This is a genomic window from Streptomyces sp. NBC_00271 (assembly GCF_036178845.1).
GTDB lineage: Bacteria > Actinomycetota > Actinomycetes > Streptomycetales > Streptomycetaceae > Streptomyces.
Window position 1 is genome coordinate 5,340,733 of the sequence record NZ_CP108070.1, and the last position, 21,802, is coordinate 5,362,534.

Sequence of the window (21,802 nt, forward strand, 5' to 3'; positions counted from 1 at the left end):
CGGGGAAACGGTCCCCGGTTATTTCCCGCATTCCCAGAGATCTGATGTGACCTGCGTCACTAGGAATTGTGGGTGGGGTGCGGTCTGCCGTTGGGGGGTGGGGGACGGCCTGGCGTCGGGGTGGGGGACGGCGTCGGGCGCGGCGGGCGGCCCGACGTCCGACGTGGTGAGCGGCCCGGCGTCCGAGGTCCGGCGCGGCGGGCAGCCCGACGTCTGGGGTGGTGCGCAGCCCGATGCCCGGCGCGGCGGGCAGCCTGGCGTCCGACGTGGTGAGCGGCCCGGCGCCTGGGATGGTGGGCGGCCCGGAGTCCGGCGTGACTCCAGGCCGAGCATCCGGCCAGACTCCGGGTGCAGCAACCTGCGCGGCACGCGGCCTGGCACCCGGCGGGCCTCTGGCATCACATCCCGCGCAGCGCACGGCGAAGCATCCGCCGTACCTCCGGCAGAGCACCCGGGGTGTCTCCCGACAGAGCATCTGCCGAGACTTCCAGCGGAGCATCGCGCGCAGCGCACGGCCAAGCATCCGCCACGACCACCGGCCGAGCACCGGGCACCGCTCCCGGCAGGGGATCCCGTCCAGCGCACGACCAAGCATTCGCCGTGCCACTGGCAGAGCATCCCGCGCAGCGCACGGCCGACGATCCGGCGTGCCTCCGGCAGACCATCCGGCGTGGCTCCCGGCAGAGCATCTGCCGAGACTTCCAGCGGAGCATCGCGCGCAGCGCACGGCCAAGCATCCGCCACGACCACCGGCCGAGCACCGGGCACCGCTCCCGGCAGGGATCCCGTCCAGCGCACGACCAAGCATCCGGCGCGGCTCGCGACCGGCATCCCGCCGGCGCCCATGCGCCCAGCGCGGCTCCCGGCCAAGCGCCCAGCACGGCGCGGCGCGCTGCCGAAGATCCGACGCGGCCCGAAGCTCAGCATCCACCCCAGCCACGGCTGGGCATCCGTCCCAGCCCACGCCCGCACATCCACCCCAACCCACCCCACGCCCGCACGCCCACCCCACCCCACCCCGCACCGCACCGCACCGCACCGCACCGCACCGCACCCGCGCATCCGCCCCACCCCAACTCATGGCCAAACCTCTGACGCGGCTCCCGTCACCCCTCTCCCGGCAAGAAACCCACGTTCGGGCTCTTCCAGCGCGCGCCCCCGCATCCCCCGTCACAGGGTGATCGCACAGGGTGCAGCCGGTGACCGGGCGGCTGCCGTGAGCGAAGGGCCCCTGCATGCAGCCGATGCAGCCCACCACCCGCCGGATACGCTCGCGCCGCGTGGCCGCCCTCGCCACGGTGACCCTTCTGACGCTGACGGTCAGCACCTCCGCCGGCACCGGTCACCTCCCGGCGGGCTCCACGACAGCGGGCTCCATCGCGCTGGCCCGCTCCACGGCGCTCGGTCCCTGCATGATCACCGGCCCGATGGGCGTACAGATGGGCGAGGGCATACCGACCCAACCCGGATACGCCCGCTCCACCGGCACCGTCCGAGCCCTCACCCTGATGGTCGACTTCTCCGACGCGCCCGGCCCGGGCAGCGCACTCGAACGGCTCGCCGAGTTCTTCCCGCAGACCCAGAACTGGTTTCGCACCAGTTCCTACGGCCGCCTCGACTACCGCCCCGAGACCCCCATCCACCACTGGCTGCGCATGCCCAAGCCCTTCAAGGCGTACGGCATAGAACGCGGCGCCCCCTTCGACCCCGGCTACCGCGATCTGGTCCAGGACATAGTGGCCACGGCCGACCCCGAGGTCGACTTCCACTCGTACGACCTCCTGAACGTGCTGGTGACGCCGAACGCCGGGCCCTCCGCCCTGGACACCGTCCTGTCCGTCACCTTCGCCGGCAACACCGAGGCACCCATAGCCGACGGCGTCCCCGTCTCCAACGCGTCCTTCGTCTACAGCCGCCAGGACGACGGCTCCGGCTCCTACGCCGAGACCGGCTACCGGGTACTCCCCCACGAGAACGGCCACACCTTCGGCCTGCCCGACCTCTACACCCCGGAGGGCGGAGGCGCGGTCGGCCACTGGGACATCATGAGCGAGGACTGGGGGGCCGACAACGACCTCCTCGGCTGGCACAAGTGGAAGCTGGGCTGGCTCGACGAGTCGCAGGTCAGATGCGTCGCGTCGCCCGGGACGACGGAGTACACCCTCACCCCGCTGTCCCGGCCCGGCGGCGAGAAACTGGTCTTCGTACCCACCAGCACCAAGGCGGGGTACGCCTTCGAACTGCGCACCCACGATGGCAACGACTCCGCCATCTGCCGCCCCGGCATCCTCATCTACAAGGTCGACGCGGGCGTGGACACCGGAAACGGCCCCATCACCGTCTACGACTCCAAGCGCCACAGCGGCGGCTGCACCCGCAGCCCCAACGTCCACGCGGAACTCTCCGACGCCCCCTTCACCCCCGGCGAGTCCTTCAAGGACCCCAAGACGGGCATCACGATCGCGGTCACGGCGTCGGATCCGAGCGGTGACTACCGGGTGTCCGTCACCCGCCGCTGACCGGCCGCTCCCCCTCCCCTTACCGGTCTCTCCCCCCGCCCCTCCCGGCCTCCGACCTGCTGACCTGGCCGTGCAAGGACTACGGTGTCTGTTCTGAGTCTCTTCGGAGATCCGCGACTGCGTCTCTTCAGAGATCCGCATCGGAGAGCCCATGCCATCGAACGTCGCACCGGCCCCCGGGACCGGCACCAGCAGCGCCGCAGGCGCCGAGGCCGCGGTTCCCGCCGAGGCCGTCACCCCCCTCATCCGCGGTATCGCCGTACTACGGCGGCTGACCGACGCCGACGGAGTGTCCAGCCTCAGCGGTCTGGAGCGGTCCACCGGGCTCGCGCGCTCCACCGTCGACCGGATCACCGCGACCCTGGCGCGCCGGGGGTACGTACGCCTCGACGGCCGCGACGCCGTCCTGGCCCCCCGTCTGATGGAACTCGGCAACGCCTACCTGGCCGCCCTGCGCCTGCCCCGCCTCCTCGACGCGCACGCCGACGCCCTTGCCGACGAGCTCGACGAGTCCGTCTCGCTCGCGGTCGGCGACCAGGACGGCATCCGCTTCATCCACCAGGCGACCCGGCGCCGCGCCATGTCGCTGAGCTTCCGCATCGGCGACCTGCTGCCCGCCGAACGCACCGCGCCCGGCCCGCTGTTCGCCACCGAGTGGGGCGATCGGGAGTGGGCGCGGTGGCGCGAGCGGCGCGCGGCCGACCCGGAGGACCGGGGGTTTCCGGCGGTCCCGGCGCGGAGCCGGCCGATCGAGTACGGCGAGGACGGCGAGGACTGCCGAAACGACGAGAAGGACAGGATCGGCGCGAGCCGCACGAACAGCAAAAACGGCACAGACCTCACCGTCGCCAAAGACCTCACCGTCACCAAGGGCCTCACCGTCGGCAGGGACCTCACCGTCGGCAAAAGCCTCGCAGCGGACAGGCCGGAGGAGCCGGGAGCCGACCGAAGCGCACGTCGACTCCCCACCCTCGGCGACGACTTCGAGCAGCGTACGGCCGAGGCGCGGGAGGCCGGCTGGGCGCTGGACGACCAGTTGATCGAACCGGGCCTGGTCGCCCTCTCCATGCCCGTACGGGAGGCGGGCCGCATCGCCTGTGTGGTGAGCGTGGTCAGCCACACCAGCCGGCACACCGCGGCCGATCTGCGCGACACCCTGCTGCCCCGGCTGCGGGAGGCCGTCGCCGCGATGGAACGGGAACTGCGCGAGGCACAGCACGCCGAATCCGCCACGCCCCGCACCACCACCGCCCCCTCCGGCCTCGCCGTCTGGACCGGCGCCTCCAAGCAGGAACTGGGCCGGGAGTTCATCGAGTCGCTGGCCCGGGGCCTCACCGTCATCACCGCCTTCGGCGAGGGCCGCGCCGAACTGAACCTCACCGAGGTCGCCCGGGCCACCGGACTCGCCCGGGCGACCGCCCGCCGCGCCCTGATCACCCTGGAACACCTCGGATACGTCACCGCGCACGACCGCGTCTTCCGCCTCACCCCCCGCGTGCTGGGCCTCGGCTTCCCACCCCTGTCACGGACCTCGCTCGCCGAGATCGCCGCCCCGCACCTCACCGAACTCTCGCAGCGGCTGCACGACTCGGTGTCGCTGGCGGTCCTGACCGGCGACGAGATCCAGTACACGGGCCGCGTCTCCACCAGCCGCGTCATGAGCGTCCACATCACCATCGGCACCCGTCTGCCCGCGTACCCCACCGCGCTGGGCCGGGTGATACTGGCGGACCTGCCCGAGCCCCCGCTCACCGAACTGCTTCCGTTGACCCCCCGCACGATCACGGACCCCGCTCGGCTGAAGGCCGTCCTGGACCGCGTACGGGAAGAGGGATACGCCCTGGTCGACGAGGAGTTGGAGGTGGGGCTGCGCTCGGTCGCGGTGCCGGTGCGCGAGCGCGGTGGGCGGGTCGTGGCCGCCGTCAATGTCGCGATGCACAGCAGCCGCCGTACGCCCGAGGAGTGCGTCGCCGAGGTGCTGCCGGAGTTGCGGGCCACGGTGGGAAGGATCGAGGAGGATCTGTGGGTGGCGGGACGGTTCCGCCGGGTACCGCGGACGTGACGCGCCGGCGCGTACCCCTTCTGACGACCGTTTGAGCACGTGAAGGCCTGTGCCCGGACCAAGGGAACGTGGTCCGGACACAGGCGGGCGCAGGTGTGAGGATCCCCCCTGGACGTCAGCGGCTGACCCCCGCACTCCCAACCGACACGACCTCGCCCAACACACCCTCGTCCGCCGCACCCTGGTCCACCGCACGCTGGTCCGAGGCACCCTGGTCCGAGGCTCCGGCGGCCCTGCCGTCGCGCATCAGGAAGACGGCGAGGACGGCCGCGACCAGGACTCCCGCCCCGCCCACCAGGAAGCTCGCCGACATCGCGCTGGTGAAGGCGTCGTGGGCGGAGGCGAGCAGGGACTTGTCGCCGGTGCGGGCGGCGACGGCGAGGGCGTCGCCGATCGAGTGGCGGGCGGCGGCCGGGGCGGCGGCGGGCATGTGGCCGGTGAAGGTGCTGGAGAGAACCGCACCGAGGACGGCGACACCGAGCGCGGCGCCGGCCTGCTGAACGGTGTCGTTGAGCGCGGAGCCCACACCGGCGTGCTCGTCCGGGATCGCACCCATCATGGCCGACATCGCCGCGGGCATGGTCAGCCCGCCGCCGGCGCCCATCAGGCACATCGCACCGGCGAGGACGCCCCACCCACTCTCCGGGTTCAGCGTGGACAGCAGCCCGAACCCGGAGGCGATGACGAGGAGCCCGAAGACCACCATGGCGCGGTTGCCGGTCTTCGGCAGCAGGGCGGCGCCGACGCTGTTGAAGGCGAGGGTCGCGAGGGCCAGCGGGGTGAAGGCGAGACCGGTCTGGGTGGCGGAGTAGCCGAGGACGAACTGCAGGTACTGGGTCAGCACCAGCATCAGGCCGCCCTGGGCCAGGGTCAGCAGCACGAGGGAGAAGCTGGCGCCGGTGAAGACACGGTTGCGGTAGATCGAGACCGGGATCATCGGCGAGGAGCAACGGCTCTCCCACACCCCGAACCCGACCAGCCCGAGCACGGCGACGCCGAGCGAGAGCTGCGTGCCCTGCTGACCCAGGCCGCCCTTGGGAAACTCGATGATCGTCCAGATGAGCGCGGTCATGCCGACCATCGACAGCACCATGCCGATCGGGTCGGCCTTGCGCCAGGGCCCCTTGGACTCGGGCATGAGGACCAGCGCGGCGACGATCGCGAGACCGGCGATGGGGATGTTGAGGAGGAAGACGACCCCCCACCAGAAGTGGGCCAGCAGCGCGCCCCCGACGACCGGACCACCGACGAGCCCGACCATGGCGACGGCGCTCCAGGCGGCGATGGCCTTGGGCCGCTCGGCGTCGTCGAAGACGGTGACCAGGATCGACAGCGTGCTGGGCATGATCAGCGCGCCCCCGACGCCCATCAGCACCCGCCCCAGGATCAGCGCCCCGGGCGTGGCGGCCTCCATGGCCACCACCGAGGCCGCCCCGAAGAGCGCGAGCCCGATGACCATCACCTTCCGCCGCCCGAACTTGTCGGAGAGGCTGCCCGCGGTCAGCAGCAGCCCGGCGAAGACCAGCATGTACGAGTCGAGGATCCACTGGAGGTCCTGGGCGCTGGCCTTCAGGTCCTCGGCGATCGTCGGGATCGCCACGGTGAGAACCATGTTGTCGACGACCAGCACCAGAGTGCTGAGGCACAACACGATCAGGATGAGCCAGCGACGCGGATGACGGTCCATCTCACTACCTCTCGAACGACGGGCTGAGCCGCACACACCGTGCGCTCCGTGGAACACCGTACGGCGATGCGCACACTGTACGCAAGAGAGAACGCCGTACGGATCTAGGGCCATGCGTACGCACCCTGCGTATGCTGTGCGCTACGGTGGCCGGACCGGGAGAGAGGAAGCCGCATGTCCCCCCAGGAGCAGGCCGAAGCGGGGCCGCCGACGCCCGTCCAGTCGGTGTGGACCCGCCCCCGGGCCGGTCGCGAACAGCCGGCGCTGAGCCGGGACCAGATCGTCGCCGAGGCGCTACGCCTGCTCGACTCCGACGGCATCGACGCCCTGAGCATGCGCAAGCTCGGCACCCGCCTCGGCGCCGGAGCCACCTCGCTCTACCGGCACGTGGCCAACAAGGACGAGCTCATCGAGCTGGCCATCGACGAGATCTACGGCGAAATCGAGATCCCCCGGTCCACCGACCCCGCGACCTGGCGCGCGGACGCGACCCACTGCGCCCAGAGCCTGCGCGCGACGATGCTGCGCCACCCGTGGATCGCCTCGGTCCTCGGCGAGATGGGCATGTCGTACCTCGGCCCGAACGCCATGCGCCTGGCCGAGTTCCTGCTCGCCCTCTTCACCCGCGCGGGCCTGCCCACCACCGAGGCCGACCAGGCCGCCTCGACCCTCGTCGCCTACGTCACCGGCATGGCCACCAGCGAGGCCGCCTACCTCAACGTCCTCGCCCGCAGCGGCCACACCGAACAGCAGTACGTGGAAAGCCTCTGGCCCACCGCCGAACAGGCCGCCGAGTCCTACCCCCACCTCCGCGAGGGCTACGCCGAACAACGCGGCAAGGATCCCCGCACCGCCCGCGACGAGAACTTCCAGTACGGCCTCGACCGCGTCCTGGACGGCCTGGAAACCCGAACCGCCCACTGACCGAACGCCAGAACCCCCACCCCACCGAATCCGCTACGCTAGTCGCCGGGTCTCACAGAGATCCCCCCGCCTTCGTAGCTCAGGGGATAGAGCACCGCTCTCCTAAAGCGGGTGTCGCAGGTTCGAATCCTGCCGGGGGCACCAGCCAAAAGGCCCCGGACCGATCATGGTCCGGGGCCTTTGACGGCAGCATTTGACGGCAGTCGCCTCTCAGGCAGCAGGCAGACGGCGCTTGAGCAGGCGGTCCATGTGGCTGATCGCCTCCCGCTGCGTGTCGTGCACGACGTGCGTGTAGACGTCCATGGTGATGCTGATCTGGCTGTGCCCGAGGATCTCCATGATGACCCGCGGGGCGACCCCGGCCGCAGTCAGCAGCGTGGCGCAGCCGTGCCGTGCATCATGCAGCCGGACCACCCTCAGCCCGGCGTCTGCGGCAACCCGAGTGAAGGACCGGTAGACGTTCCGCGGCTCCACCGGCCGGCCGTTCCTCGTCGCGAAGACGTGGCCGTTCTCAGACCAGGCGACACCGGTGCGCGCGAACACCTCCCGTTGCCGGAGCCGGTGCCACCGGAGCGGGGCGAGGCACAGGGCGGGCATCGGGACCACCCGACTGCGACGGCTCTTGGGGTCGTCGTCGTAGAGCGTGCCCCTGCGGCGCTGGGTCTGCTGACGCACGTGCAGCACCCGGTTGTCCAAGTCCAGGTCCGACCAGCGCAGGCCCACCAGTTCACCGCGGCGCAGTCCCATAGCGACAGCGAGCACGAACGCGGCGTAGAGCGGGTCGCTTCGCGCCGCCTCCAGGAACGACAGGGTCTCCTCCAGCGTCCACGGGCGAATCTCCCGCTGCTTGACGCGCGGCGGCTCCACCAGCGCGGCGACATTGCGTGTGATCAGTTCCTCTCGGACGGCTGCCGAAAGCGCCGTGCGCAGCACCCGGTGTGCTTCCTTCGCGGTCGCGGCCGTGTGGGCGCCTTGCACCCGAGTGATGAAGCGGCGCACGTCAGCAACGCTCAGGGACTCCAGCCGCTTGGCGCCCAGGATCGGGACCAGGTAAAGCCGCACATGCGCCTCGTACTTGTCGTACGTGCTGAGCTTGCGACGCGGCTCGACGTAGTGCTCCAGCCAGTACGGCAGCCACTCGGAGAGCTTGGCGGAGCGGGCGGGCGTGGGGATGCCTTGGCGGTCGCGTCGGACCAGTTCCTGGCGTTTGGTGTCGCACTCCTCCCACGTGGCGCCGTAGACCGTCTTGCGCTTGCGGGTGCCGTCAGGCTGCGGAACGTACACACGGGCTTCGTACCGACCATCCTTGCGCTGCCAGATGCTGCCGGCGCCGTTTGGATTCCTCTTGCGTGCCATCAGGCGGCTTCCTCCAACTGGTCATTGATGAAGGCTCGAAGAGCATCGGCAGGCACGCGGCGGCATCGGCCGATCTTGATGCTCTTGAGCTGTCGAGAGCGGATGAGGTCGTAGACCTTGAAACGGCTAAGGCTCAATGCCTCCATCACTTCGGGAACCGTGAGCGCTTGGTGAGTAGTGGGCAGGGCGGAACTCACTGCGGCCTCCCAAACGGGGCTGTTGGCTTCCTTGTGGGGAATCCGCCACGTCCGCCACGCCGCCACATCGCAGGTCAGAGCCTTGATCGTGTGGCGGATAGCGTTTTTGTGGCGGATAGGTACCGCCACACCCAGGGGATGCGGCGGCACCGGGAGAGCCGGTTTGGTCAGCCGGCGAGGACGGGCTGTGTGGCGGATTCCGCGGACGTGTGGCGGATAGCCGTGGCACTATCCGCCACGGATTCACCCCCGCTGACCTGCAGTGTGGCGGACGTGGCGGACGTGGCGGATTCTCCAGGGGGCGGAGGGCAGTACCTCACCCACGCGTCCGCGAGGTCCTCCGCGTAGTAGCCCTTGGGGAATCCGGAAGGGGTGCGGATGCCGCGCGACTTGATCGGCTTGTTCGCCTGGGTGACGTACTGCCCCAACAGCCGTCCCAGCGTGCGGGAGTTGATCGGCTTGTCGTCGACATCGCCCCACGGTCCGTCGTCCATGCGGAGCAGGCATTCGATGATCACGGCGGTTGGCATGCGGTCCGCGCCGCAGAACACCTTGTCCCGCAGGTCCGTCAACAGCCTGATGCCGATGGAGGATTCGTCGTTGTCGTGGGCTGCGCTGATCAGTTCCACACAGGCGGCCCGCGCCCGTGCCGGCCAGTCGCCCCCGGCTGCATCCGCGACGGCGAGCAGGGGCTCCCACACATCGGCGGGCCGATCGGTCACGCCCTCGGGCATCTCGGGCCACGCGTTCGCCACCCGGTCGCGGACGGTGTCCGCCCACTTGGCGAGCTGGTCCCGCAGGGCGTGGCCTTGCTTCTCGTGGGTGCGCTGCCGGTAGGGCTCAACTTTCTCGTTGGGGGCGCGCTTGCGCATGCGGACGATGACCGCGCGCGTGAGAACGGTGTTGGGCAGGGACCCGAGCCCGGCCATGGCGACCGCGCAGTAGGAATCGAAGACCTGCGCGTTCTGGTTGGAGCCTTCGCCGACGCAGCGCAGGGCGCCGCCGATGCGCCGGTATCCGGCGTTCAGGAAGCCGCGCAGGGCCTCATCGGCGCCGGCCCTGGGACCGAAGATCGTGTCCACCTCGTCGAACAGCACGGTGGGCAGTCCTTCGGCCGAGTCGACCAGCCGGTAGAGGGCATTGGCGGATGCGGACACGGTGGCAACCGGTCGGGGGGTGAGCAGTTCCACGATCTCCAGCGCCCGCGACTTCCCCGACCCGGGCTCCGGGGACAGGAACGCGATCCTTGGCGTCGTCTCGAAGCACTCGATCAGATGGGCGTGCGCGTCCCACAGGGCCACGGCGACGTAGGCGGCTTCGCGGGGGAAGACGTTGAAGCGGCGGTGGAAGGCTTCCACCTCATTGAGCAGCGCGGCCCCGTCAATGGTGGCGGTCATGCGGCATACCTCCTGTCGGAGCAGCGGGCCGTGCCCGCGATACGGAGGGCGGTGGGAAGAGCTGAAAGGACGCCCTTACGGGCGGACTTCTCTCGGGCGCCCACACCCGTTGTCCTGCGGGCCTGTTCGGCGTCCTGCGGGCTGTCCATGGCGGGGATGGGGCAATCCAGGCGGGGGGAGCGGGGGGCGGTCATACGGCCTCCCGCGGTGTGGCGTTGGTGAGGAGCCACTCCATGGCGCTGCGGATCGTGGTGCGGCACTCGGCAGCCGGCAGTCCCGTCGACTCCCCCGCCGCCTGGATTGCCTCTTCGACCGTGGGGCGCGAGATGTGGCCCCAGGCGACGAACCGGGCCACCTTGCAGGTGCTGCGGTACAGCGTGTTGTTCCGCCCGTGAGGGCCGCCCTCACTGGCGCCCCGGATGACGGCGCATTCCCGCTCCAGTGCGGTGCGGGCGGCTTTGGTGCCGTCCCACACTGGCGTCGGGACGGGCGCCGCCGCCGGTTTGGCGGTCTCGGTGAGGAGCGTGGCGAGCCACGCGGGGAGCGGCGCGACGGGCGCCGCCTCAGCGACTTCGTAGACGCCCTGCTCGGTGGTGCTGCCGGGCGCCACGACATAGCCGCCCCAGGCACGGGTGTCGATGTGCGGGGCGAGCCGCTTCACGCTGCACTTCAACTGGATACCGGGCGGGGCGGTGAAGTACAGGTGGCTGCCCCCGCTGGGAGTCCGCACCTGGTAGGTGAGCGGGAGTGGCTGTCCGGCGCGCTCGCAGAGCGTCTTGAAAGAAGTGGCGCCGTCAGGCGCTCCTTCCTGCTCTTCCGGTTTCGGCACGTCCAGATCGACCACGAGCAGACCGGCCGGGCCGGTCGCGATGCCGACGTTGTACGGGCGGTTCGCCCAAGCGGTCTGGATCAGGCTGGCGTCGGTGGTCGCCCGCTGCTCCGGGGTGCGGTGCCCGCCGGCGCAGCGTCCGGTGCGGGGGCATGCCCGCTCGGGGTGCCCGGCGGGCCGTTTGGTGTTCGGGTGCAGAGGGATGACGGGCCAGCCGCGCTCTGCGGAGAGCAGCGCGGCGGCGAGCAGGTGCAGGCTTTCCAGGGCCACGGTCATCGGCTCGCTCATGCCGCGACCTCCAGAGTGGCGGCGAGGGTGGCGAGGTAGGCGTGGGCGATCCATTCCGTGTAGGCGGGCGGTAGGGCCTCCCGGAGCCGGAAGTGGTCGGTGGACCAGTCGATGCCCTTGGCCGTGCGGATCTCCTCGACAGTGGCTTTGCCGCCGCCCTTGCCGTACGCGGCGACGTACGGACCCTTGTGGAATTCGCCGTGGCGCCAGCCGCGTACCCGGCCCCGGTGCCGGGGATGGGCTGGCTGCACGGTGGTCCAGCCTCCGAGTTCGAAGTAGCGGTGCATGAGCACGGCCAGGCCGAATTGCTCTCCGCACAGCCGGATGTCCTTGCGTACCTCGGAGCCGGGCACGTTCTCCATCACGTACGGCCGGCCCGTGGCCTCCAGCGCGGCGCGCGTCGGGGCGATCAGCCTCGGGTAGGTGCGGCCGATCGCCGCGTTGCGAGCCGCGTTCGTGCCCTTGGTCGGGGCACCCTCGCCCTGGCAGGGCGGAGAGGCGTGGATGAAGTCGAATTCGTGGCCGTGCGCGCGGATGAAGTCGATCGCGTCGCCCTGGTGGAAGGCGTCGCCGCAGTAGTCCGGCTGCGCCTGGATGTCGACACCGGTGACGTGCACACCGGGGATGCCGCGCTTGTATCCCTTGGTGCCACCGCCGATGCAGCAGTAGGCGTCCAGCACCCGGAGCGGTGCGGCTAAAGCCGATACTCGCCGGATGTCGGTGGGTTGCGTCATGCTGGAAGACCTCCAACAGATCTGTTCTGGATTGGTTGGGCAAGGGCGGCCCCGGATTCATTGGCGTGAGACGGGGGCCGCCCTTGGCGTTGCTAGAAGGGGGGCTCTGCGCTGTACTCCGAGCCGCCCGTGGTGTCGCTGTTCTTGGTCCACGGGTCGTCGCTCGCGGGGCCGTTCTGGGGGGCGCGCTTGGCGTTGATGGTGACGGTGGTGAACCGGATGGAGGCGCCGATGTCGTCGATCTCGACGGCCAGCATGGAGCGCTTCTCGTCCTGCTCGGTGGTCCAGTCGTGCTGCCGCATCCGCCCGCTGGCCACCACGCGGGAGCCCTTCTTGAGGCTGTCGGCGATGTGCTCGGCCAGCGTGCGCCAGGCGGCGCAGCGGTAAAACGCGGTGGTGCCGTCCTTCCACTGGTTGGAGGTGCGGTCGAAGCTGCGCGGGGTGACAGCGATGGTGAACTTCGCGAGCGCGGCCCCGCCCTCGGTGAACTTCAACTCCGGGTCACCAGTCAGGTTGCCGACGATGGTGATCGGGGTCTCTCCGAACGACATGCGGTCTCCTCAGCGATGGTTGATGGTGCCGTTGGCCCGACCGAACAGGCCGGTGGCCGTGATGTTCTGGGTGATCCGTGCCGGGCCGGTGGGGCGGCGCCCGGCACGCAGGATGACCGGGATGGCGACGACGCCGGCGGCGATGAGGGCGACGGCAGACCACAGGGCGTGGCTCATGGCAATCAGTCCCGGTGCGGCGTAGGAGATGCCGACGGATGCGGCGGCGATGCCGCATCCGACGGTGGGGGCGAGCAGGGCGGTGGTCTTGGCCCACGCCGGAATCGGCTGAACCACCGGTACGGGCGGCGCCGTGTGGGCGGGGGGCTGGGTGTAGGCGAGGGTGCGCATCCCGCCGGGCAGGGTGACCACCTGCACGCCGGGCGGGAGTTCCTCGGGAAGCATCCGCAGCGGCTGGCTCCAGTCGGGGTGGTAGGCCAGCGAATGGGGCCGCGGCCGGTTAGCGGTGGTGATCTCGTACGAGGTGTCGGGGTGCACAACGGCGTCCCTTCGGCAAGGGCTGGTGGTGGCGTTGCGTGACGGGTGTGCGGGGGTTACTGGGTAGTGGGTAGTGGGGTCCCCAGTGGGGAAGCCCTGCTCATAGCCCCTGTGCGCCCCAGTAGGGGCCTTTAGCGGGTAGTGGGGCGTTCCCCGCTACCCACTACTCAGTAGCGCTGCGTGCGGGCGCTCAGGCGTGGTCGGGGTGGACGTAGACCGAGTGCGGGCCGTTGTCCCGGTAGACCAACTGACCCCGTTCAACTGCGGCTTGCAGGGCGGCGCGGACGGTCTTGCGGTCCTTGCCGGCCAGCTCGGCGACCGCGGAGGGCTTCATGCCCTCCGCGCCGGTCGCCTTGATCGCCTCCAGCGCGGCGGGCAGCCATGCCGGGCCGTGCTCCCGCTCACCCCGCAGCGCGGACAGGTTCAGCCCGTCTCCCGAAGCCGGCGGGCCATCATCGGAGGCCTGCGGTTCGGGCGCGGTGGCGAACTGGGCGTCGATCTGTGCCCGGAACTGCCGCAGCATCTCGTCATCCTCCGAGCCCTGCTCCGCTCGGGGGGCACTCAGCGCGGACAGGTTCAACCCACCCCCACCCGCGCCCGAAGGCGCACCGCCCGTTCCGTCGTCGGGGGTGTGCTCGCGCATCCATGCGGTGCGGTCGGCGTCCCAGCGGCGGGCGTAGTCGGGCCCGGCAGCCTTGGCGGACACATCGTCCAGCCGCGGGTGCCGCTCGGACGTGGCCGCGGTGATCTCCCGAATCTGGTTCGGGAGGATGCGCCACGCCTTGAACAGCGCGGCCGGGGACTCCGGGGTGCCCATGAACCCGGCGCCCTTGAAGGGGGCCTGGTCCACGCGAAGGCCGCGGGATCCGGGGAACATCTTGCCCAGGTCCATGCCCTCGGTCTCCCCGCCGGTGAGGGCGACGCGGACCTTGGCTTCCCGGCGGATCATCAGGTTGCCCAGCACCGCCCCGGTGGCCCCAAGGGCGGTCAGGACGGTACGCACGCCCATGGCACGGGCGATCCGGATGACTTCCAGGATCTTTTCCGCGAGCTTGCGCATCGCCCGGTCCGAGCTGGCCAGGATCTCCGCACCCTCATCGATCACCAGCATGACCTGAGGGATCTTCCGGCTGATAGGCAGCAGATCCGTGTTGGCCTTGGCCAACAGGTCCTGATAGCCCATCTTGCGCTGCTTGGCGACACGCACCGCGGTCTCCAGCATCGCCATGGCCTCGTCGTAGGTACCGGCAAGCCAGTCAATGCCCGGCCGCACGGGCTTGCCCTCCGGGGTCTCGATCTCCCCGTTCAGTGCCGGGAGGACCCAGGGCAGGCCCGCGGATCCGGCGTTGAGGTCGATCACCCACGTCAGGACGTCCTCGGCGCGGGCGAACCCGGCCAGGATCGTGTGGACCATGTTCGTCTTGCCCGAACCGGTCGGCCCGACGACCAGGGCGCACTGCTCGCGCAGGTAGGCGAGGATGCTCGCCGCGTTCGTCCGGTACCCCCACGGAATCCCGGACAGCAGGGACAGCGGGCTGTAGTCGGCGGGGTAGGTGCGCTCCTGCTCCAGGACGTTGACCGTGGTCACGTCGATGATGACGCGGCCCTGGTGGATGCCGGGGGACGCGGTGGCGGTGCAGCCGTGCGGCAGCCGGGCGTCCGCGGACAGCTTCGCCGACTCGGCGGCGATCTTGGCGTAGGTGGCGCCGCCCTGGGGGAGTTCGGCGTCGATGGAGAACCCGGCCCCGGTCGGCCACTGCTCGACACCCAGTACGCGCACGGTGATCCCGCACACCCGCTGGATGCGCTCCACCCATTCCGCGGCGATCGCCCGGCGCTCCGCGGACAACTCCCGCGCGATCTGCCGCTCGGCTGCGGCGGTGGCCTCTTCCTCGCGGGCCTCCTCGAACAGCGCGGCAGACCGGGCGGCGGCGCCGATCCCGACACCGATGGTGGCGAGGGAGCCGAGGGCGGCCCAGGTGAGGGGGCCGTGGGTCATGGCCCAGGTGGTCCAGCCGGCGCCGACGAGCCAGGAGGCGGCGCGGGTGGCGAGGGTGCGGCCGGCGTTGCGGACCCGCAGGCCGACGATGGTGTGGCCGAGGGCGCCGGCGGCGCCGACTGCCAGCGCCCATCCGGGGGGCATGGCGGTTGCGGCGCCGGTGGTGGCGACGGCGAAGGCTCCGGTGGTGGCGGACAGGGCGCCGGTCACGGGTCCGTGACCGGCCGCCCAGTCCAGCACCGGGCCACTGCCCTGCTGTTTGGCGGTGGCGGTGCTCATCTCAGACGTTCCAACCCTTCTCTGCCTGCGGGCCGTTGCGGGGGTCCTCGAATCGGGCGATGTCCTGCGCGTGGACCTGCCGGAACAGCGGGCCCATGTCCTCGGCGACCGCGACGGCGCTCATCAGTGCGCCGAAGATGTCGTTGAAGGCGTCCGCGACTTCCTTCTCCAGCGGGAATTCGTTGTCGGAGCGCTCGGCGAGGATCTTCATCACGTTCGCCACGCTGGTCAGCGCGGCCGGGAGGCCTTCGACCATGGCGAGGATCTCCATGGCGTCCTCGGGGTCGTAGGAGTTGGCGGCCTGCTCCATCTCGGAAGCGACCTCTTCGAACCGGAAGCCGGACACGTGCTCTCCTTCACTGACGGGCGTGTTGGTGCTGGTCGGAACCTGCGTTGCCGGCCGCTGGACGTGGTCGGTGATGCCGTCGGTGCCGTCCTGGGTGGCCTCGGCATCCGCTGCGTCCTCCTGGTCGGTCAGCTCCTCGCGTATCGCGTCGTCGCGGAGGTTGCGCTGTTCGCGGGCGGTCTGGCACAGGCGCCGGTACAGGCGCCGGCCGGGGTGGATCAGCCACGGCAGCTTGAACTTGCGGCCGATCGGGCTGGTCAGGAGGCCGAGCAGGCCCACCGGGAGCGCGAGCAGGGCGGCGAGCAGGCGACGACCGTGGAAGCGGGCCGCAGACCTCCAAAGCGCGCTGCGGGCCGCCTTCCTCGCGGGTGCCTTGCGGACCGCGCCGCGCTGCGCGTCGACCGTGGCGCGAGCCTTGTTGTCCCGCCGGGCGCGGTTCTTGGCGATCGCCGCATCGCGTACGGCACGGGCCTTACGCGCCGTGCCACCGAGCATCCGCCCGGCCAGACCACCCCGGCGCCCGGCACGGCTGGTGAAACCTGCGCCGCCCGCAGTCTTGGCGTTGCGGCGGGCATCGGCGACCGCGCGGCGGGCGGCAGTGGTCTGCGCCCGCTGCCCGGCACGCGAGCCGGCCGCAGCCTGCTGCGCCGCGCGCAGCGCCCGCACTTGGCCAGCCCGGCCCGCAGACTGACCCGCACCGTGCGCGCGCTTGGCGGACGAGTGACCAGCCTTGTTGAGGGTCTTCCCGCTGGTAGCAGTACTTGCGTGCCGTGCGGCAGTGGTCGGCCCGCGGCGGTGCTGGCCCGGCACCCGGCCAGACCTGCCCCCGGCGCCGGAGGTGAGCGAACGGCCCCCGCCCCCGGTCCGGCCCGCGCCGCCATGGCGCAGGCCCGTGGAGCGGGCGGCGGCTCGGCCTGCGGTGCGAGCAGCAGTGCGTCGCTGCTCGCGGCGTGCGCCGGGCTTGTGGGAGCGGGTGGCGGCGACCGTTCCGAGGACAACGGCCCCGGTGGCGGCCACCATGGCGGCGATCGGACCGCCCGCGAGGGATGCGGCGGCGACCATGCCCACAGTCGTGTTCGCACCCGACAGAGCCAGCGGCACGACCGGCCAACCGCCGGGCGTGTGGTCCACGTCGGCCGCGGCCTGGGTCGGAGTGGAAGGGGTGTCGGGCGGCGGGGGTGGTGCGGTCGGGGCAGCCTCTACGGCTACCGGTTCTGTGCTGAGTTCCGTCATGCTGGAGTGCTCCGTCTCGAATGCGGGATGGGAGTACCGGCGCGGCCCCGTGGCCTGCAAGCGGGGGGCCGCGCCGGGCTGGGCTAGAACGCGTCCGGCTCCAGCGAGAAGAACAGGACGGTGAAGTCGCCGTGGCCCAGCTCGTCCGCGGCGATGGCCCGGATCTCCTGGTAGGCCTGGGAGCGGGAGAAGTACGCGGGGTCGAAGGTGGCGACCGACGACACGGTCAGCTGCTCTCCGCTGCGGGTCTGGACGGTCAGGACGTAGTGGAAGCCGACAGCCTTACCGGCGGCGGTGGTCTGGGTGCTCACAGAGCAACTCCTCACGAGAGTTCGGATGTTCAGGCGGTGCGCTGTTCCTCGACGGCGATGCACAGGCCGCAGATCCCGTAGGAGCGGGGGATGCAGTAGCCGACGTCCAACTGGCAGCGGGGGCAGGTGCGGCGGGCGAGCATCGCCAGCGCGAGCGCGCCCCACTTGCGGGAGGTCATCGGCCGCACGGGCTTGGCCAGGTCGATCCGGTAGAGATAGGCGACCTGGTGGCCGCCCGCTCGCCGGTTGACCCGCATGAGCTGCGCGGCGATCGGCTGACCACCCGGACGTAAGCCCCGGGCGCGGAGCTGACGACGGGTGGCCAGGCCCTTCGGGGCGAGGCGGTAGGGGTAGGCCGAAACCAGCGGGTTCGTGGAATCTGAAGGTTCATGTGGCAGGAACCCGCTGGTGGGTGTGGGTTCTGGGGTGGGGAGGCACGCGGGTTCATGCGCGTCGTGTCAGGCAAGATGAGGCTCCAATCGGTTGGGGAGGCCTCGGGGTGGGTTACGAATTGCAGGCGGTCATCGCGGGTGACGAGTTGCTGCGCGTCGCGTCGCGGGAGGTTCCTGGATCCCAGGTGGTGCCTCTTGGTCAGGGCCTGTCGCTGATGCCGATGACCGATGAGGTCTTCGATGCCGTCACGGACGGCAGCGACGCAGGCGACCTGGGGTTCTGGCGGCTGCCAGGGGGCTTCGGCACGCTGCTGGCTCAGTGGTCCGCCGCAGGGCCGATCGCCTATGTGGAGGCTGAATACTTCGGGGGAGTCGGCGAGCAACGAGCCGCCGTCTGGGCTGACGGCGCACTGGCACTGGGGCCGCTGGATGAGCCGACGAAGAAGCGGTTCTCTCGGGCAGTCAGCCCCATCTCCCAGGCCCTGCAGCGGCTAGGCGCACGAAGGAGCCTGGGCGAGGACGAGTTCGAGGCCGTGGGGCTGGACCGCCACCGCAACAACGAGGACTGGATCTCCAGCACCTGCTAGGCCTGGATGGGATCGATGGTGAAGCGCTCGGGGTAAGCCGTGCGGACGTAGCGGATCGCGGTGTGAGAGGTGATTCCGAACAGACGCATGAGCCGGATCGGGTCTGCGGTCTCGCGGGCCTCGTCGAGGAGCCGGTCTTGCCGCAGTTGTGTGGCGTTGATCCCGATCCGGTCGCGGAGCGTGTGGAAGTTGGAGACGCCGACTGCGGGCTGGTCGACGTGCATGACCGTGATGGGGCTGACGATCAGATAGGGGTTGGTGCTGTGCGGCCACCGGTGGTGGCGCTCGACCAACCAGTCTTTGATGAGCCGGAGGGCGAACTCGTCCAGGCAGACCTCGTGGTCGAGCCGGTTCGGTCGGCGGATCCGCAGGCGTCCGGTCGATCGGTCGAGATCGTCCAGCCGAATCTCGGCAACCTGCTTGGGGCGGATGGCATAGACAGCGATCAGGACGAGGGCGAGTTTGTCCTTGGCGCCGGGGACTTGATCCAAGAGCCCCCTGAGCTGGTCCGACGGGATGGCCCGGGGGACTCTGACGGGAGCCTTGAGGTGCACGTTTCGGGCTGGGTCGCGGAAGATACGGCGCTCGCGCCGCAAGGCTCTGAAGAGCGACCGCAGCCCTGTGAAGTATGAGTAGTTGACGGCGGCCGTCTTCACCTCCTTCTCGGTGGCTTCGTTGAGTGAGGTGAGGTGCTCCCAGGTGTCCAGGACGGCCGCGACGTGGAGCATGTAGCCGCGGATCGTGTTCCAGGGCATCGGCGGGGAGGGCCGTTTGCCGTTGCCACGGAGCACGGCCACCCAGGCCCGGAGGTCTGCCTGGAACTGCGGCGGCGCTTGCGCTGTCCACCGATGAACGGATGCTTCGTCGGCTCCGATCGCTTGTGAGTCAGCGACCAGCAGGCCCTTGGTCTGGAGGAACCCGGCGACACGGACGGAGTTGTAGTACGGAGTCATGCGGCCGACGCCGTAGACGTCGCGTTCGAGGATCGGGGTCTGGGTGCCGAGCCAGCCCAGCAGCACCCGCAGGGTGCGAAGGCTCTTCTTGCGGGTCGCGGAGTTCCACGATTGCGCTCGGGCGAGTTGGTCGAGTTCGTCGACGATCGCCTGTGCCGCGGGGCTGATCTTCAACAACCCGGGGTCTGGGACCGCTTTCCAGTTCCGTTCCGGAACGGGGAAGAGTTCGAGCTGGGCAGGATCGATCAGGTGTTCGGGCCAGTAGCGGTGGGCTGCCCGGGCCTGGCGGGCCTGGCGCTCTCGTGCGGTGTTGAGGTCGCGGCCGGTCTTGTTCGCGTAGATGTCGATCTCGCCGCCGAACCAGAGCTGGTCTGGGACAGGGGCATCGACCAGGGTCTGCTCCAACTGGACGACACGGCAGCGGCGACAGCGCCCCAGGGACACCGGAAGGACCCGATGGCAGCGTCGGCACTCACCTGTGCCGACGGCGAATCGCCGCCAGTTCTTGCAGGCAGAACACAATCTCGACGTGGTGCCGGACCAGGACAGACAGTGCTGACAGCTGACAGCCGGCAGATGAGGGTGAAGCGCCAGATGCCACCGATTCGGGCGGCGTCGCAGCAGCTCCGTGCGTTGGAACAACTCCACCATCGGACCGCGGAGTTCGGGAAGTTGGGCAATGTCCTGCTCACGCACCAGCTGCTGGTCGGCTTCGCGGCCGGCGAGCGCGAGGCGGGCCATATGAAGGCCAAGGCGCTTCCACCCCTCGCTCAGGCTCCGTTCCGCTGCCATCTGGGTGACGGCTGCGGCGATCGCCGGCAGTTCGGGGAAGGCACGGTCCGCGATCCGGTGGGCGTGGTCCACCGTCAGTGTTCGGGGCAGAGACAGCAAGGACAGCTGACCGGGGACCTGCGCAGGACAGACTCTGGGATCGTCACGGACAGTGGGCACTGCCAGCTCCGGCGACCAGGGGCGCCAGCGGAGAACTGGCAGCTCAGGGCCGAAGCGGAAGACCTGCTGACGCCAATGCATCCCGTTCGACGCTCAGTTGGGCGGAAGCCCGCGGAGCCCGCGGCCGCTTCCCGGGACCGGCCGGACAGCGGTCCCGTGATCGTGTCGAGCGCCGGCCACCCGGCGTTCGCCCTGCTCTCGGGAAGCCAGATACGACTCCGGCTCGGCCTGCATGAGGTCAGCAACGGTGCAGTCCAGTGCCGCGCAGATCTTGTCCAGGTCCTCCAGCCGGACCGTGACCGGCTTGCCGCTCCACAGTGCGGCGACCTTGCTGAGGGAGGGCGTGAACCCCACCTCGGCGAGCACGGTCTGCAGCTGGGTCGGCCGCCAGATGTCGCGCTGCGCGGCGACCATCCGCAGATTCCACTTCATCGTTCATGCCTCCATGCTCAGTCGGCGGACCGCCCGGCGTGCGGACTGCAGGCCGGCCAGCTCCGGGTCTGCCTGGACGGTCGAGAGATAGCCGACCGTAGTGCTGGCCCAGATATGACCGAGGACCTTCTGGACATCCCAGAGCGCCATGCCGCTCTCATAGAGATGAGTCGCCCGCGCATGCCTCAGCAGATGGGGAATCAGGCAGGTCACCGGCCCTGGAAGGTAGAGCTCGCCAGCAGTCCTGAGCGCCTTGCGGAACGCGTCGGCCTTCACCGGCATGCCCACGGCGATGTCCACGGCAGCCAGCGCCCGCGGTCGCCTTTCGGAAGGGAACAGCGGTGCGGCCGGGTCTGTGGCGTCGTCGCTGAACGAGCCGCGGATCTCCTCGATGTACCACCACAGCAGTTCGCGTCCCTCCGCGAACAGGTAGGCCTGCCGCTCGCGCTTGCCCGAGCCGCCGGCCCCCTTGCCCTGGACCACGAAGCGACCCCACTGCCCCAGCTCCCAGTGGATGTCCCCGAGCCGGACCGCGCACAACTCGCTCGCACGGACCCCGGAGATGTAAGCGATCTTGGCCATCACGTAGTCGCGTACGGCGACCTGGTACTTGCGCGTCGCCGGGAGCGATGCCCTCCACTGGGTGAAGCACTCCGTCAGCGCTCGTTGCGACGGGGGAATCCGCAGCCCGAAGTCCCCACGGTGGACCGGCCTGTTGAAGGTGTCGACCGGCGACTCGACAGTCGCGCCAAACCTCCGGGCGATCTCCCCGGCATAGCGCTGTTCCAGGAACGCGAAGTAGCTGTCGACCTTGACCAGTTTGCTCCGCACCGTCGAGCGGGCCCGCCGACGTCCTTGCCCGGCATAGAACCGGTCCACGTGCCGCGGCGTGAGTCGCCACGGCACCAGGTCGTAGAAGGAGCACAGTTCCATCACCGGCCGGACCAGGTTCTCCAAGGTGGTGGGAGCAAGTCCGGCGACGTCCCGGGCCCACAGATACTCGGACACGGTGTCCAGGTAGAAGCCCTGCTCATCGACGGCATCGGTCTGTGCAGCGGCCCGCCGTTGCAGCACCTGCACGTCCGCCAGGCCGCTGTCCCGCAGCCCGCCGGAGCCTTGTGCATCGCCATCCTCCGGCTGCCCGGTGAGCAATGTCAGACGGCGGCGACTTCCTGAATCCCGCATAGCCCCGCAAGTTACTGGCCGAACTCGCAGAATCTGCCAGTAACTTGGGAAACTCGACACGGACGGGTGACAGCCAGAAAGAAGGCCCTCACCTC

19 protein-coding genes and 1 tRNA gene are annotated in these 21,802 nt (G+C 70.2%); 5 read left to right on the forward strand and 15 right to left on the reverse strand.

Annotated elements, in window-relative coordinates; translation table 11 throughout:
- Positions 1 to 1,235 precede the first annotated feature (1,235 nt).
- Positions 1,236 to 2,519: a M6 family metalloprotease domain-containing protein gene (locus OG798_RS24470; protein WP_328757663.1), complete on the forward strand. Its 1,284-nt coding sequence runs from the start codon at positions 1,236 to 1,238 to the stop codon at positions 2,517 to 2,519.
- Between the two features lie 151 nt (positions 2,520 to 2,670).
- Positions 2,671 to 4,581 carry an IclR family transcriptional regulator domain-containing protein gene (locus tag OG798_RS24475; RefSeq protein ID WP_267062117.1) on the forward strand — a complete coding sequence of 637 codons (1,911 nt, stop codon included), beginning with the start codon at positions 2,671 to 2,673 and terminating at the stop codon, positions 4,579 to 4,581.
- Positions 4,582 to 4,696: 115 nt separating this feature from the next.
- Here OG798_RS24475 and OG798_RS24480 read toward each other — a convergent pair whose 3' ends face one another.
- The gene (locus OG798_RS24480; RefSeq protein WP_121415860.1) at positions 4,697 to 6,268 is read right to left on the reverse strand and encodes an MFS transporter; all 1,572 of its coding nucleotides are present in this window, start codon (positions 6,266 to 6,268) and stop codon (positions 4,697 to 4,699) included.
- Positions 6,269 to 6,442: 174 nt separating this feature from the next.
- Between OG798_RS24480 and OG798_RS24485 the strand changes: the two genes are divergently transcribed.
- Both OG798_RS24485 and OG798_RS24490 read left to right on the forward strand, forming a co-directional pair.
- Positions 6,443 to 7,192 carry a TetR/AcrR family transcriptional regulator gene (locus OG798_RS24485; protein WP_095854138.1) on the forward strand — a complete coding sequence of 250 codons (750 nt, stop codon included), beginning with the start codon at positions 6,443 to 6,445 and terminating at the stop codon, positions 7,190 to 7,192.
- 68 nt (positions 7,193 to 7,260) lie between these two features.
- A tRNA-Arg gene (locus OG798_RS24490) sits at positions 7,261 to 7,336 on the forward strand.
- Between the two features lie 66 nt (positions 7,337 to 7,402).
- Here OG798_RS24490 and OG798_RS24495 read toward each other — a convergent pair.
- The 11 genes from OG798_RS24495 to OG798_RS24545 form a co-directional block, all read right to left on the reverse strand.
- Entirely contained in the window at positions 7,403 to 8,548 is a 1,146-nt protein-coding gene (locus OG798_RS24495) for a tyrosine-type recombinase/integrase (protein WP_328757664.1), read from the reverse strand.
- Positions 8,548 to 8,745 (reverse strand): helix-turn-helix domain-containing protein, encoded by a 198-nt coding sequence (locus tag OG798_RS24500; RefSeq protein WP_067376440.1) that lies wholly within the window; start codon positions 8,743 to 8,745, stop codon positions 8,548 to 8,550. The genes OG798_RS24495 and OG798_RS24500 overlap by 1 nt, the downstream gene beginning before the upstream one ends.
- Positions 8,746 to 8,912: 167 nt before the next feature.
- Positions 8,913 to 10,142: a DUF3631 domain-containing protein gene (locus OG798_RS24505; RefSeq protein WP_328757665.1), complete on the reverse strand. Its 1,230-nt coding sequence runs from the start codon at positions 10,140 to 10,142 to the stop codon at positions 8,913 to 8,915.
- 190 nt (positions 10,143 to 10,332) lie between these two features.
- A complete protein-coding gene (locus OG798_RS24510) occupies positions 10,333 to 11,259 on the reverse strand; it encodes a bifunctional DNA primase/polymerase (protein ID WP_328757666.1) in 927 nt (308 codons plus the stop codon).
- Positions 11,256 to 11,993 carry a DNA methylase gene (locus tag OG798_RS24515; protein ID WP_328757667.1) on the reverse strand — a complete coding sequence of 246 codons (738 nt, stop codon included), beginning with the start codon at positions 11,991 to 11,993 and terminating at the stop codon, positions 11,256 to 11,258. The genes OG798_RS24510 and OG798_RS24515 overlap by 4 nt, the downstream gene beginning before the upstream one ends.
- 92 nt (positions 11,994 to 12,085) lie before the next feature.
- The gene (gene ssb / locus OG798_RS24520) at positions 12,086 to 12,544 is read right to left on the reverse strand and encodes a single-stranded DNA-binding protein (protein ID WP_328757668.1); all 459 of its coding nucleotides are present in this window, start codon (positions 12,542 to 12,544) and stop codon (positions 12,086 to 12,088) included.
- A 9-nt stretch (positions 12,545 to 12,553) separates the two neighbouring features.
- Positions 12,554 to 13,039 carry a hypothetical protein gene (locus OG798_RS24525; protein ID WP_443053833.1) on the reverse strand — a complete coding sequence of 162 codons (486 nt, stop codon included), beginning with the start codon at positions 13,037 to 13,039 and terminating at the stop codon, positions 12,554 to 12,556.
- Positions 13,040 to 13,229: 190 nt separating this feature from the next.
- Positions 13,230 to 15,317, reverse strand: a complete 2,088-nt coding sequence (locus OG798_RS24530) for a hypothetical protein (RefSeq protein WP_328757669.1) — start codon at positions 15,315 to 15,317, stop codon at positions 13,230 to 13,232.
- A gap of 1 nt (position 15,318) precedes the next feature.
- Positions 15,319 to 16,896, reverse strand: a complete 1,578-nt coding sequence (locus tag OG798_RS24535; RefSeq protein WP_328757670.1) for a hypothetical protein — start codon at positions 16,894 to 16,896, stop codon at positions 15,319 to 15,321.
- A gap of 83 nt (positions 16,897 to 16,979) precedes the next feature.
- The gene (locus OG798_RS24540; RefSeq protein WP_328757671.1) at positions 16,980 to 17,207 is read right to left on the reverse strand and encodes a hypothetical protein; all 228 of its coding nucleotides are present in this window, start codon (positions 17,205 to 17,207) and stop codon (positions 16,980 to 16,982) included.
- Positions 17,208 to 17,236: 29 nt separating this feature from the next.
- Positions 17,237 to 17,572: an RRQRL motif-containing zinc-binding protein gene (locus tag OG798_RS24545; RefSeq protein WP_443054195.1), complete on the reverse strand. Its 336-nt coding sequence runs from the start codon at positions 17,570 to 17,572 to the stop codon at positions 17,237 to 17,239.
- A gap of 134 nt (positions 17,573 to 17,706) precedes the next feature.
- On the opposite strand from OG798_RS24545, the gene OG798_RS24550 reads away from it, so the two are divergent.
- Complete coding sequence (locus OG798_RS24550) at positions 17,707 to 18,186, forward strand: hypothetical protein (protein ID WP_328757672.1); 480 nt, start codon at positions 17,707 to 17,709, stop codon at positions 18,184 to 18,186.
- Here OG798_RS24550 and OG798_RS24555 read toward each other — a convergent pair.
- The 3 genes from OG798_RS24555 to OG798_RS24565 all read right to left on the reverse strand — a co-directional run bounded on the left by OG798_RS24555 (position 18,183) and on the right by OG798_RS24565 (position 21,707).
- The gene (locus OG798_RS24555) at positions 18,183 to 20,003 is read right to left on the reverse strand and encodes a hypothetical protein (protein ID WP_328757673.1); all 1,821 of its coding nucleotides are present in this window, start codon (positions 20,001 to 20,003) and stop codon (positions 18,183 to 18,185) included. The two genes, OG798_RS24550 and OG798_RS24555, sit on opposite strands and share 4 nt — an antisense overlap.
- Positions 20,004 to 20,183: 180 nt before the next feature.
- Entirely contained in the window at positions 20,184 to 20,522 is a 339-nt protein-coding gene (locus OG798_RS24560; protein ID WP_328757674.1) for a helix-turn-helix domain-containing protein, read from the reverse strand.
- 3 nt (positions 20,523 to 20,525) lie between these two features.
- Complete coding sequence (locus tag OG798_RS24565; protein WP_328757675.1) at positions 20,526 to 21,707, reverse strand: tyrosine-type recombinase/integrase; 1,182 nt, start codon at positions 21,705 to 21,707, stop codon at positions 20,526 to 20,528.
- Positions 21,708 to 21,802 lie beyond the last annotated feature (95 nt).

Coding starts and splice junctions, on each gene's coding strand:
- ssb (WP_328757668.1), bottom strand. CDS start 12,544: ATGTCGTTCGGAGAGACCCCGATCACCATCGTCGGCAACCTGACTGGT.
- OG798_RS24510 (WP_328757666.1), bottom strand. CDS start 11,259: ATGAGCGAGCCGATGACCGTGGCCCTGGAAAGCCTGCACCTGCTCGCC.
- OG798_RS24530 (WP_328757669.1), bottom strand. CDS start 15,317: ATGAGCACCGCCACCGCCAAACAGCAGGGCAGTGGCCCGGTGCTGGAC.
- OG798_RS24565 (WP_328757675.1), bottom strand. CDS start 21,707: ATGCGGGATTCAGGAAGTCGCCGCCGTCTGACATTGCTCACCGGGCAG.
- OG798_RS24495 (WP_328757664.1), bottom strand. CDS start 8,548: ATGGCACGCAAGAGGAATCCAAACGGCGCCGGCAGCATCTGGCAGCGC.
- OG798_RS24515 (WP_328757667.1), bottom strand. CDS start 11,993: ATGACGCAACCCACCGACATCCGGCGAGTATCGGCTTTAGCCGCACCG.
- OG798_RS24535 (WP_328757670.1), bottom strand. CDS start 16,896: ATGACGGAACTCAGCACAGAACCGGTAGCCGTAGAGGCTGCCCCGACC.
- OG798_RS24505 (WP_328757665.1), bottom strand. CDS start 10,142: ATGACCGCCACCATTGACGGGGCCGCGCTGCTCAATGAGGTGGAAGCC.
- OG798_RS24480 (WP_121415860.1), bottom strand. CDS start 6,268: ATGGACCGTCATCCGCGTCGCTGGCTCATCCTGATCGTGTTGTGCCTC.
- OG798_RS24485 (WP_095854138.1), top strand. CDS start 6,443: ATGTCCCCCCAGGAGCAGGCCGAAGCGGGGCCGCCGACGCCCGTCCAG.
- OG798_RS24560 (WP_328757674.1), bottom strand. CDS start 20,522: ATGAAGTGGAATCTGCGGATGGTCGCCGCGCAGCGCGACATCTGGCGG.
- OG798_RS24470 (WP_328757663.1), top strand. CDS start 1,236: ATGCAGCCGATGCAGCCCACCACCCGCCGGATACGCTCGCGCCGCGTG.
- OG798_RS24475 (WP_267062117.1), top strand. CDS start 2,671: ATGCCATCGAACGTCGCACCGGCCCCCGGGACCGGCACCAGCAGCGCC.